The sequence below is a fragment of the Burkholderia sp. L27(2015) genome (assembly GCF_009765705.1).
GTDB lineage: Bacteria > Pseudomonadota > Gammaproteobacteria > Burkholderiales > Burkholderiaceae > LMUX01.
Window position 1 is genome coordinate 1273231 of the sequence record NZ_LMUX01000021.1, and the last position, 12014, is coordinate 1285244.

The 12014-nt window shown below is 58.7% G+C and carries 12 protein-coding genes and 2 tRNA genes; 5 read left to right on the top strand and 9 right to left on the bottom strand.

The genetic code is table 11. The features are described from left to right. Positions 1-810, bottom strand: an 810-nt coding sequence (locus GSQ77_RS24050) for a catalase (RefSeq protein WP_216854937.1), incomplete at its 3' end; no start/stop codon positions are given. Between the two features lie 503 nt (positions 811-1313). Here GSQ77_RS24050 and dusA point away from each other — a divergent pair. Both dusA and GSQ77_RS24060 read left to right on the top strand, forming a co-directional pair. After that, the gene (gene dusA / locus GSQ77_RS24055; RefSeq protein WP_158905520.1) at positions 1314-2360 is read left to right on the top strand and encodes a tRNA dihydrouridine(20/20a) synthase DusA; all 1047 of its coding nucleotides are present in this window, start codon (positions 1314-1316) and stop codon (positions 2358-2360) included. A 48-nt stretch (positions 2361-2408) separates the two neighbouring features. Further along, a tRNA-His gene (locus tag GSQ77_RS24060) sits at positions 2409-2484 on the top strand. Between the two features lie 145 nt (positions 2485-2629). Here the strand turns inward: GSQ77_RS24060 and GSQ77_RS24065 are convergent. Beyond that, positions 2630-2992 carry a hypothetical protein gene (locus tag GSQ77_RS24065; protein ID WP_158905522.1) on the bottom strand — a complete coding sequence of 121 codons (363 nt, stop codon included), beginning with the start codon at positions 2990-2992 and terminating at the stop codon, positions 2630-2632. A gap of 247 nt (positions 2993-3239) precedes the next feature. Between GSQ77_RS24065 and GSQ77_RS24070 the strand changes: the two genes are divergently transcribed. Further along, a complete protein-coding gene (locus GSQ77_RS24070; protein ID WP_158905524.1) occupies positions 3240-3740 on the top strand; it encodes an acyl-CoA thioesterase in 501 nt (166 codons plus the stop codon). Between the two features lie 69 nt (positions 3741-3809). Here the strand turns inward: GSQ77_RS24070 and GSQ77_RS24075 are convergent, their stop codons facing one another. From GSQ77_RS24075 to GSQ77_RS24090, 4 genes are all read right to left on the bottom strand, one after another. Beyond that, on the bottom strand, positions 3810-4025 hold the full coding sequence (locus GSQ77_RS24075; protein WP_158905526.1) for a molybdopterin-binding protein: 216 nt from the start codon (positions 4023-4025) through the stop codon (positions 3810-3812). A 24-nt stretch (positions 4026-4049) separates the two neighbouring features. Continuing rightward, on the bottom strand, positions 4050-4748 hold the full coding sequence (ssuE, locus tag GSQ77_RS24080) for an NADPH-dependent FMN reductase (protein WP_158905528.1): 699 nt from the start codon (positions 4746-4748) through the stop codon (positions 4050-4052). A 330-nt stretch (positions 4749-5078) separates the two neighbouring features. Then, on the bottom strand, positions 5079-6239 hold the full coding sequence (locus GSQ77_RS24085) for an enoyl-CoA hydratase/isomerase family protein (RefSeq protein ID WP_158905530.1): 1161 nt from the start codon (positions 6237-6239) through the stop codon (positions 5079-5081). 88 nt (positions 6240-6327) lie between these two features. Then, complete coding sequence (locus GSQ77_RS24090; RefSeq protein WP_158905532.1) at positions 6328-7089, bottom strand: TetR/AcrR family transcriptional regulator; 762 nt, start codon at positions 7087-7089, stop codon at positions 6328-6330. 322 nt (positions 7090-7411) lie between these two features. On the opposite strand from GSQ77_RS24090, the gene GSQ77_RS24095 reads away from it, so the two are divergent. Then, a tRNA-Met gene (locus GSQ77_RS24095) sits at positions 7412-7488 on the top strand. 190 nt (positions 7489-7678) lie between these two features. On the opposite strand, the gene GSQ77_RS24100 is transcribed toward GSQ77_RS24095, so the two are convergent. Further along, complete coding sequence (locus GSQ77_RS24100) at positions 7679-7894, bottom strand: hypothetical protein (RefSeq protein ID WP_158905534.1); 216 nt, start codon at positions 7892-7894, stop codon at positions 7679-7681. A 277-nt stretch (positions 7895-8171) separates the two neighbouring features. Between GSQ77_RS24100 and GSQ77_RS24105 the strand changes: the two genes are divergently transcribed. Next, positions 8172-8597: a hypothetical protein gene (locus GSQ77_RS24105; protein ID WP_158905536.1), complete on the top strand. Its 426-nt coding sequence runs from the start codon at positions 8172-8174 to the stop codon at positions 8595-8597. 130 nt (positions 8598-8727) lie between these two features. On the opposite strand, the gene GSQ77_RS24110 is transcribed toward GSQ77_RS24105, so the two are convergent. Next, positions 8728-10284 (bottom strand): efflux transporter outer membrane subunit, encoded by a 1557-nt coding sequence (locus tag GSQ77_RS24110; protein ID WP_158905538.1) that lies wholly within the window; start codon positions 10282-10284, stop codon positions 8728-8730. A gap of 8 nt (positions 10285-10292) precedes the next feature. Further along, a partial coding sequence (locus GSQ77_RS24115; RefSeq protein WP_254067761.1) for an efflux RND transporter permease subunit occupies positions 10293-12014 on the bottom strand: 1722 nt, incomplete at its 5' end.

Genomic DNA, 12014 nt, shown 5'->3' on the forward strand with positions numbered 1-12014 from the left:
ATGATAAGAGCCCGCCTCTTTTTCCGGCATGATCTGCACGAACAGGGTCCAGCGCGGAAAATCCTCGTTTTCGATGCTGTCGAATAAGTCGCGCTGGTTGCTTTCGCGATCGCGTCCAACCAAGTCGGTCGCCTGCGCATCAGTCAGGTTTTCGATGCCTTGCTGTGTCTTGAACGTGAATTTCACCCAGAAACGCTCGTTTTGCGCGTTCAGGAAACTGTAAGTGTGGCTGCCGAAGCCATGCATGTGGCGATAGGATCGCGGGATACCGCGGTCGCTCATGACGATAGTGACCTGATGTATCGCCTCGGGTAACTGGGTCCACCAGTCCCAGTTATTTTCCGCGCTGCGCAAATTGGTCTTGGGGTCGCGCTTGACTGCGCGATTCAGGTCGGGGAATTTCAGCGGGTCGCGCATGAAAAATACCGGCGTATTGTTGCCGACCATGTCCCAGTTACCTTCTTCGGTATAGAACTTCAACGCGAAACCGCGAATGTCGCGCTCGGCGTCGGCTGCGCCCCGCTCTCCGGCTACCGTTGAAAAACGCGCAAACATGTCGGTTTTCTTACCGACCTGCGAAAATATTTTCGCTTTTGTATATTTCGTGATGTCGTGCGTGACGGTAAAGGTGCCGTGGGCGCCCGACCCTTTGGCATGCATGCGGCGTTCAGGAATGACCTCCCGATCGAAGTGGGCCAACTTTTCGAGGAACCAGACGTCCTGCAGCAACGCGGGGCCACGCGGGCCAGCGGTTTGCGTGTTCTGATTGTCCGGCACAGGTGCGCCGGCGGCGGTGAACAGTTTAGACATGGCATTTCCTTTTACTGAAGGTGAAAGGTTGCAGTTAGGCAGTGGGATCGGTCCATCACTCCCCAGACATCTTAACGCCGCGTCGAACTGCACGCGCTTCAAGCCAGGGGACGGACTCGTAGGACCCGTGCTCGATCGATACGAACGTGATCGTCGCACGGCGCTATGCGCGTCACCGCCCATCCGGCACGCGCAATCGCTGTAGGAACCCCGCTGTAAAAACCTGTGCACAGCTGAGCGCTCTGTGCTCGGCATCTGTGTGCCTGCCCGCGCTCATAGGATTACGACCTCACCATTCTAGGGTTTCCCGAAGTCTAGTATAGGTAAATTGTTGTTAATTTGGACCGGCTCGCCATGGGTTTGCGACGTTTATCGCTAAGGCCTGTCGCAAAGCGCTTAGATGGTAAAATCGGCGACGCCCCAATGTCGCAAACACAGCAGCCAGCGCCGCGGTGAGCCCCGCAGTGATCCCTGCAGTAAGCCCCTTACCAGCCTTTGATTTTATGAATACAACTTCGAAACCCAGTCCTCGCCGGATATCGGTAGCCCCGATGATGGACTGGACCGATACTCGCTGCAGGACCTTCCATCGGCTGATTTCGCGCCATACCTGGCTCTACACCGAGATGGTCACCACGGGTGCGCTGCTGCATGGCGACGTGCCGCGTCATCTCGACTTCAACGCCGAGGAACATCCGGTCGCGCTGCAACTGGGCGGCAGCGACCCTGCGGATCTGGCAAAAAGCGCACTGCTGGGGCAAACCTGGGGCTATGACGAAATCAACCTCAACTGCGGTTGCCCGTCGGAACGCGTCCAACGCGGCGCGTTCGGTGCGTGTTTGATGTCCGAACCCACGCTGGTAGCCGACTGCGTGAAAGCCATGTGCGATGCGGTATCCATTCCCGTGACGGTAAAGCATCGCGTGGGGGTCGACGATGTCGAAGACTACAGCTTCGTGCGCGATTTTGTCGGCACGGTCGCGGCAGCCGGCAGCAAGGTATTCATCGTGCATGCGCGCAACGCGATACTCAAGGGCTTGAGTCCTAAGGAGAATCGCGAGATTCCGCCGCTCAAATACGACTATGCGTATCGGCTCAAGCGCGACTTCCCTGACCTGGAGATCCTGATCAACGGCGGCATCAAGACCCTGGCCGAAGTGGAGATGCATCTGCAACATGTGGATGGCGTGATGCTGGGCCGCGAGGCCTATCACAACCCGTACTTGCTGGCCGAGGTGGACCGGCGCTTTTACGATGCCGCCGCCCCGGTGCGCAGCCGTGCCGAAATCGAGGATGGCCTGCGCGAGTATGCAGCCCGCGAATTGGCCAGTGGCCGTTACCTTGGCGCCCTGACCCGTCACGTGCTGGGTCTGTATCACGGTGAACCCGGTGCACGCGGCTGGCGTCGCACGATGTCGGACCATCGACGCCTGGCACAAGCGGATTTGGACATTTTTGATGACGCGCGAGAATTTTTAACCGGTACCGCGCGTATCAACGAAGAAAAAGCACTGAGAAGCACTAGCAAAACCACGGTGAACTTTGTATAATCTCGTTTCTTTAGGGGAGCCGCTAGCGGCGAACCATGAAGATCAGTGGTGGCCGTAGCTCAGTTGGTAGAGTCCCGGATTGTGATTCCGGTTGTCGTGGGTTCGAGCCCCATCGGTCACCCCACTGAACTGCCATAAAGAAATAATAGAAAAGCCTGCCTTCATCGGCGGGCTTTTTTGTTATTGCCGCATTGGATCGGAATACCCGCGCAATACCCCGGCGCAATATTCCGTAGAGCTGCACCCTCAATCGACGCGCAATGCGCAGTCTATTGCTCCAAGAGCTCGAGCGCCGTCTGAATGACATGCGGAGATCGGATGTCCCCACGCTCGGCGCCACGTCCCTCGTCATACTCCGCCATCTCTTTGCGTATAAGTTGCAACAGATGCGCGAACGCCGCGTCTTTTTCGGATTGACCTAATTTCCCGTAAGCACGCAGTGTGGTATCGGCGAATCGCACGATGACCGGCCGCGACGTCTGCGTCAGATTGGCAGGCTGCCCCTTCAATTTCCAGCGAGCGACAAAATTGCAGTCGCTCTCGTCGCTACAGGAAAATTGCGCCCCCTCGGGAAACGCATCAGCCACCGCCTGAACAATTTCGTCAAGAATCTGTTTGCGCTCTGGATTCATGATTCGGTCTCCACTTATTGATGTTTTTTTTATCGTAGCATGAAAAAACACCCAACCCGAAACACTCCCCCTAGCGACTAACCCGCAGCAGCCGCCAGCCTTTCACCGCCGCCCCTATTTTTAAATCGCCGCTAGGCTGCGCATGAACATGCTACGCTTCGTTAAAATCAAGAGTCGGCTTAATAGCCAACCCGTGCCAACCCATAACCGACCCGTAACCCGTCAAGTCTAGTTCAGGAAACTCTTTATGGATATGCCAGCCCATCAACTCACCATGACCGTGTTGATGACCCCCGATATGGCCAATTTCGCCGGCAATGTACACGGCGGCACAATCCTTAAAATGCTCGATCAAGCGGCTTATGCATGTGCAAGCCGCTACGCTGCACGCTATGTGGTTACGCTGAGTGTCGATCAGGTGATGTTCCTGCAACCGATTCACGTCGGCGAACTGGTCAGCTTCCTGGCAAGTATCAACCACACCGGCACATCGTCGATGGAAGTCGGCATCAAGGTGGTGGCTGAAAACATCCGTACGCAGGAAGTGCGCCACGTCAACAGTTGCTTCTTCACGATGGTGGCTGTAGATGACGACCGCAAACCGGTACCCGTGCCGTCGCTGCGGCCGTTTACGCCCGAGGAAAAGCGCCGTTACGACGCCGCGGTGCTGCGCAAAAAACTGCGCCAGGAGCTGGCGTTGCGCTTCAATGCGGTGAGCAAGATGGGTGCCGAAGACACTGGGAAGTGAAATAAGCCGGCGCGCCTCTTCAGGCGCGCCGGCTTTTGTTCATCATGGACTCGCTATCTTACGCCGCACTCACAAGCGGGCGATCGACACTTCCGTAGACTTCACCAACGCGACCACCTCCGAGCCTTCCTTCAACTCCAGCTCATCGATCGAACGTGTGGTGATCACCGACGTCACGATGCCGAATGGCGTTAGCACGTCGACCTCGGACACCACCGGACCCCGTATGATTTCCTTGATGTGGCCTTTAAACTGATTACGCACGTTGATGGCGCTGATACTCATGGCAAAACTCCACAGAGGGGTCTTTCAACCGGTAATCGAAGTAATATGGGCCCGCACGTCCGCACCGGTTCGACGCGTCGCCGTGTTTCGTTCATGGGCAGTTTCGAGCACAGCCGCAGGCCCGGTTTCGCCCACGCCAGTGACGGCCTTTGTGAACCCGCTCAGATGTAGTCGATACGTCCGCAGTTCGGCCTGTTCGGCCAATACGCCATGCAACTGGGCGGTCGACTGCGCGAGACGCGCGGCAATTTCGTCGTTTAAAGTGTAACCGCCGGCCTCGGTCCACCACACCTCGCGGTCGGTGCCAAACACACTTGTCACAACGTGTCGTGCGCCCAATGCGGAGATGACGGGCTTGAGCGCGTAGTCGAGCGCCAGCAGATGCGCGAGACTGCCGCCCGTCGCGATGGGCAAAACCACTTTGCCAGCCAGCGCGGTCTGCGGCAGCAGATCGAGAAATGTCTTCAGCAAACCGCTGTAAGCGCCTTTGTAGACTGGCGTTGCGATCACCACGGCTTGGGCGTACTCGACCAATTCGAGCGCCGCACGCAATGCCGGATGGGCAGCGTCGGCATGGAGCAAGGCGGCGGCCGGCAATTCGCGGACATTGATGCGACGTACGGCCGCTCCCGCCTTTTGCAGCGTCTGCTCGGCAGCGCCCAGCAAATGCGTGCTGCGCGACTGCGCGGCGGGACTTCCGGAAATCGTCACAATATAGGACATCGTTGCTTACCCCTCAAATGGCGTCGCCCGGTGCCGGTTGCTCTGTATCCGGGTCAGGACCGAGCGCGCGAATAGCGTTTGATCAGGCAACCAGTCTAGGGATTCGAGCCAGGGATTTGAACGATTTATTTGCGCTTTGGTTTTCTGATTTCCTGATTTGCCGCGCCGGCTCCAGATACTGAGCCGCACAGCGGCCATAGGCCAAAAAAAACCGTGGGCTCGAAGCCTCTCGGCCCGAGTCCCACGGCTATTCATCGTGTACCTCCCGATGACACTACAGCGCCTGCCTAGGCGCCTGCCCAAGGCACCCTACTGCGCCGCTGCTATCGACTAATCTTTCAACCCAACAAGCGGGTTTTGCGCTGCATCCCAGCGACTGACGAACATCGACTCCAAGGTCTGGGCGCTCAAGGCTTCGATGCTGGCAGGATTCCATCGCGGCGCTTGATCTTTGTCGACGATGACAGAGCGTATGCCCTCGATCACGTCGCCCTTGGAGAAGCTGGAGGCGACCAAATCCAGGTCGGTGCGCAGTACTTCGGCCATCGACAAGCTACGCGCACGACGGATCAACTCCAGCGAAACCGCCATCGACAAGGGCGAGCGCGTGCGCAGTTCGGCAGCGGTCTGGCTGGCCCACGCGTCGCCCGCCTGTGCCGCCCGATCCAGCGACGCGATCAGCGTAGCCATATCGGGCTGGCTGAAATGGTGGTCGATCGCTTCGCGATGCTGCCGCAAGGTCCCCGCCGTCTTGACATTGGCATCAGCATCGGATTCGCCCGCGGCGCTCAAAGCGCGCGTCTGTTCATGCAGGTGCGCGGTAATTTCGGCGGCGCTCTGAAAACGCGTGGCCCGCAGCGATTCGAGCAACGCGGGCAGCGCCGCGTCAGGCACGAGTACATCGGCCAAGCCGGCATAGACGGCATCCGGCGCGTGAATCAGATTACCGCTCACGCCCAAGTACGTGCCGAGCCAACCCGGGGTACGCGCCAAAAACCAGCTGATACCGACGTCGGGAAACAAGCCGATCTTGGTTTCCGGCATCGCCAGCCGTGCGCTCGCGCCGACGATGCGCATGCCGCCGGTGTGCCCGGCCGCTTGCGAGATACCCATGCCGCCCCCCATGACCACGCCGTTCATCAACGCGATATAGGGCTTGGGATAGGTAAAGATCATATGATTCATGCGGTACTCATCGACGAAGAATGCTTCGATCGAAGCCTGTTCGTCGCGCTGATAGCTGTCGTACAAAAACCGGATATCACCGCCCGCACAAAAGGCGCGCGGATGCGGGCTGTAGACCACCACGGCCAATACTGCAGGGTCGTCGCGCCAGGTTTGCAAGGCGTCTTTCATCTCACGCACCATGCCATCGGATAGCGCATTGAGTGCCTTGGGCCGATTCAGTGCGAGATAGCCAATCCCGTTTTCCAGATGAGGATAAACCTCGGGACGCGAAGTCCAGATTGAAACATCAGCAGGTTGATTCATGCGGGGTCACCATGACAGAGAGCAAGGAGTAGATGTAAGGACCTAGGCATATTGTAATGGCTTGCATCCAAGTCGATTTGACGTAGCGTCAAGTAGGCAGCCACTGCAGCGGCCCTCTTTCGAGAACGGGTAAGACTGCATCAAGCAAAGACTCGGCGCCGTGATCGAGCAAGTCGGGCTGTAGCAGCGCAAGGCTTGCTACGCCGTGCAGTGTTGCCATTGCCCATTCGGCGTGTGTCTGGAGCGCGCGGCGATATAGGCTGGAGCGGCGCTGGGCTTTGTGTCCGGCCAGCGCAGGCGATGCTTCGACGGCCGCCAGAATCGGCTGCAGCAGGCTGGTGATCGAGCTCGTTGCTGCAGTGGCGGCTGAAGTGGCGACCGAGGTGGCAAGCGAAGTAGCAAGCGACGACGCGGCGAGCGGTTCGAGTAGAGCCAGTTGATAGTGATGCGGATAGGCACGCGCGAATGCCAGCCATGCATAAGCTAGACGTAGCAAGGGTGTACTTTCGCGTGGCGCGGTGAGCCGCGCTCGTCGGGCCGCCGCCAACGAGCGGACTTTGGGTTCGGGTTCGGGCTCAGACTCGGAGGTTGGCGTCGGCGCTGTGGCAGGCAATGCTGCAAGCAGCGCGTCGATGAGAGCCAAACGTGCTTCATCGCGCAAGGTCAGTGCGATTTCTTCGCGACTCGCGAAATGCAAATACAGTGCCGCCGGCGAATAATTCACCGCTAGCGCGAGGCGTCGCATGGTGAGTGCTGTATATCCAGATTGCGAGACGATCGTGCGAGCTGCATCGAGAATGCGAGCGCGCGTTTTGAGACGCTGTTGGTACTTGAGGTCCGCTGAGTTCATCGGTAACGGTTACGGTGGAACATGCGGGCCCTAAGGGACGAATAAGCGGGACGAATAAGCGGGACGAATAAGCGGGACGAATAAGCAGAACGAACAAGCGTAGAACGAATCAGCGTAGGACGAACAAGCGCACGCAGAAATGCGCGATGTCGAGATGATACTTGGGCCGAGCAATAATGCGCGTGATAGGTCGACGTGGTACGCCGAGAACGCAAAGAAATCGGGGCCAGCAACCCTCGATCTCATGCCTCGCGCTCGCCAGCAGAGGCCGGTAGCTGTTGCGCCAGCTTCCACAAACGGCTATAATCTTCTCTTCGACGGACGCGGGGTGGAGCAGTCTGGCAGCTCGTCGGGCTCATAACCCGAAGGTCGTAGGTTCAAATCCTACCCCCGCAACCAATTCAGTCGAAACACAGCACAAACAACCGTTGCCAGCGTAAGCTTGCAGCGGTTTTTTTGTTTTCAGGCCAGGCTTTTCCGAGCGCCCGCGACATTCTTTTTCCGCCCTGGCGTCGCTCTACCCAATGCGAAACTGAAGTACGAAACTGAACTGTGAATCGTGAACTATGAGTCGTGAACTATGGTCGCTTCATTGTGGCGACGTCCACTCCAAGTGGCTCACGTCAAACTCCGCGTTCTGCTTCGCCAGGTTCAACGTCACCTCATAGGATTTACGCGGACGGTCTTCGCACTGCCAATAACCGTTCCCATCGATCGCGTAGGCCCACCTCCACCGCCCGCACCTTTCTTCGGTCATGCTGATGATGATCGAATGGCCCTGGTACTTATAGTTCACTGTTTGCATGATCTCCCCCGCGTTTCGCAGAAAGCGCATCGATTCCGCGCTTGGGTGAAATCATTCTCGGCTTGCGTAGCGACGCAGCGTGTTCGGCAACGCACGCAACGAGCGAGAAAGGCCGTTATGGACTCGTGAACGACGATCATTCGCCTCGAAACAACAATGATGGCTGGCGCGGCCCCACTATGTGCCTTAAACCGCGCCCCAGCGGGTTTCTACGCAGTGGCTCGCGAGGAATCGGCGGTTTATACTAAAATCCAAGCAGAATCAGCAGGAGGCCGCCATGTCCACCCCATCCCTGGGCGAAATACTTCGAACCGAAGTTGCCGGAAAAAAGGCCAGTTGCTTACTTCAGTTGGAGCAGCAGGCCGCTGAAAAAGGCATATGCGCCGAGCGCGATTTGCAGGTGGTAAAAGATTTTTTTCATATGGCGATCACTCAATTCACGAGTTCCATTCTCGCGCGCATCGAAGTCAAACCTATGATTATCGGCAACGGTCACAGCGAGGCCGTGGCGGCTGTCCTCCAGACGTACCGCTGGAAACGCGAAAACGGCATCAGCCAACCGGGCCATCCCTATCACGCGGTCTGGGTCACGTTCGCTGCATGGTGCGCCGAAAACGAGCTGCATCCCCATATCGACTATTTTTGCGACTGTGTCGGCAAGCAATCGTGGCACGTGCTAACGGTCGATCCCGTCACGCATTGACGCATCGACGTAGGTTTCGCACATAGCTCGCCCGACCGCCACCGCTCGAAAAAAAACCTGACACCCCGTCTTCTAAGCGAAGACAAAGTGCCAGGTTATGCTCGCGGCGACGCGATCCCTTCACACGGTGCTATTTCTGCGCGACTGCCGTACTGGCCGCCGGAGCTGCGAGCTTAGCCGCTGCACCAGGTGCGGCACCATCGGTCGCATTCGCTGCTGCCACCGGCATATCGCCCCACCCACCGCCGAGCGCGCGAATCAGGTTCACCGTCGACACAGCCTGTGCGCCTTGCAACTGTACCGAAGCCAAACGCGACTGCAAGAGCGTGCGTTCGTTGTCGATCACCTCGAGATACGCCACCGAGCCATCCTCGTATTGAGTGCGCGAGAGCTGCGCGGCACGTGCCGAAGCCTGCACCGCCTGGTTTTGCACTTGGGTCTGGTCTTCGAGCACCCGCAGGTTGGCGAGGTTGTCCTCGACTTCCTGGAACGCAACCAGCACCTGTTGCCGATAATTGGCGACGTCTTCCTCATACTTCGCACGCGCATTGGCCAGGTTGCCGGTGCGCAAGCCACCATCGAAGATCGGCAGATTCAACGAAGTGCCCGATAACGGCCCGAGCAGAAAGGTGCGGCTTGACCACAGGAACAGGCTGCCCAGATTGGCCGATTCGAAACCGCCCATGCCGGTGAGCGTGAGCGACGGGAAGAACGCGGCCTTGGCCACGCCGATGCGTGCGTTTTCCGCAGCCATCGCGCGCTCAGCGGCGGTGACGTCCGGGCGCCGCTCCAGCAACGAAGACGGCAGGCCCGGCGGTATCTTCACATCGACCGGCGTGAGCGGATTGACCGCCACCGTCAGCTCAGCAGGTGCCTTGCCCAACAACACCGCCAAGCTGTGCTCGGAGGCTGCGCGTTGACGCACCACGGTCATCGCGTCGGAGCGCGCCGAGGCCAGCTCGGATTTGGCTTGCGCCAAGTCCAACTCACTGACGTCGCCGGCATTGAAGCGGTGCTGGACAAAGTCCAGGGCCTGACGTCGCAGCTCGACCGTGCGATTGAACACGTCTAGCTCCGCATCGAGTTGCCGCAGCGTGAAGTAGTTCTGCGCGACGTCAGCTTGCAAGGCGAGCTGCACCGAGCGAAACAGCGCTTCGCTTTGCTGTGTGTCGGCCTTGGCTGCATTCACGGTCGAGGCTACGCGGCCGAACAGATCGACCTCATATGAACTATTGACCTGCGCGGTCCAGACAGTCTGCGGCGCGGTGCCCACGCCGTTGACTACGCCGAACGAGCCCGGTGATAGTTGCTGACGCGCCGGGCCGAATCCGGTGCCCAGGGTCGGGTAAAGCGCGGCCTTCGCGGTTTGTTGAATCGCACGGGACTCTTTCAAACGCGCGGCGGCCGCCGCCAGATTCTGGTTGGCCGCCAGCGCTTGCGTTTCGTAGTCGTTCAACTGCGCGTCGCCGAACACCTTCCACCACTCGCCGCGTGCAATATCTTCAGCAGGTTGAGCCTGCTTCCAGCTACCCGCTTCCTGCGGGGTCAGCACGGCGGCTTCCTTGAAGGCGGGCGGGTTAGCGGCCGCCGGGGTTTTATAAGCCGGTGCCAGCGAACAACCCGCCACCACCAGCAACGAGGCCAGTAAAGCCGGAATACCGAAAGAACGTTTGTATATATTTGTCATAGTGTTTCTCAGATTCCCGCTTCATCGATGCCATGCACATGCGGGTTGTGACCGTGTTTGTCGACCAGCTGTTTGCTACCGGACAATTTACGCAGCAACACGTAAAACACGGGGGTCAGCATCAGCCCGAACGAGGTCACGCCCAACATCCCGAAGAACACAGCGATACCCATCGCGTGACGCATTTCCGAACCTGCGCCCGACGACAGCACCAGCGGCACCACACCCATGATGAACGCAATCGAGGTCATCAGAATCGGGCGCAACCGCAAGCGGCTCGCTTCGATAGCGGCCTGCACGATGCTGCGGCCTTGCATTTCCAGTTCACGCGCAAACTCGACGATCAGGATCGCATTCTTCGAGGCCAGCCCCACCAGCACCATCAAACCCACCTGCGTGAAGATGTTGTTGTCGCCCTTGGTCAACCACACACCCAACAGCGCGGACAACAAGCTCATCGGCACGATCAGGATCACCGCCAGCGGCAACGTCAGACTTTCGTACAACGCGGCGAGCACCAGGAACACCAGCAAGATGCTGATCGGGAACACCCACAGCGCGCCATTACCGGTGATGATTTGCTGATACGTCAGGTCGGTCCATTCCAGTTTCATCCCGCGCGGCAAGGTCTCCGCTGCAATGCGTTCAGCAGCGGCTTGCGCTTGTCCCGACGAATAACCGGGCGCCGGACCACCGTTGATGTCAGCGGCCGTGTAACCGTTGTAGCGCACCACCATCTCGGGGCCGAAGGTCGGCGTCACCTTGACCAGCGAAGACAAGGGGATCATGTCGCCGTTGGCATTGCGGGTTTTAAGCAGACCGATATCTTCGGCATGCGCCCGGAACGGTGCATCGGCTTGCACACGCACTTGATAGACCCGACCGAAGCGGTTGAAGTCGTTCACGTACTGCGAGCCCAGATAGATCTGCATCGTATTGAACACGTCCGTGACCGGCACGCCCAATTGCTTGGCTTTGACCCGATCGAGGTCGACGTTCAATTGCGGCACGTTGATCTGATAGCTCGAGAACGTCGGTCCCAGTTCAGGCGTTTGCGCGGCACGCTTCAGGAACGCCTGCGTCGCATCGCTCAGTGCGGCGTAGCCCAATGCTCCACGATCTTCGATCTGGAACTTGAAGCCACCCAAGGTCCCCAAGCCCAAAACCGGCGGCGGCGGGAACACGGCGATGTACGAACCTTTGATGGTGCTGTATTGCTTATTCAAGGCACTCGCAATCGCACCCGCCGACAATGCCTTCGTACGACGCTGATCGAACGGATTGAGCGTCACGAACACGATGGCCGCGCTGGACGAGTTGGTGAAACCGTTCACCGATAGACCCGGAAATTCGACCGCACTTTGCACGCCCGGTTGCTTAAGCGCGATCGCGGTCATCTGTCTCACGATCTCTTCGGTGCGATCCAGCGACGCGCCGTTGGGCAACTGCGCAAAGCTGATCAGATACTCTTTGTCTTGCGCCGGCACGAAGCCACCCGGCACCACCCTCGCCATCACCACGGCGCCGCACAGCAGCACCGCGTACACCACCATCATCAGCCCTTTATGGCCGATGACGCGCGTGACACCGTGACCATAACGCTCCGAACCGCGATGAAACACGTTGTTGAAGACGCGGAAGAAGCCACCAAAGACCCGGTCCATCGCACGCGTGAGCCAATCCTTCGGCTCGTCATGGCCCTTAAGCAACAACGCGGCAAGTGCAGGCGA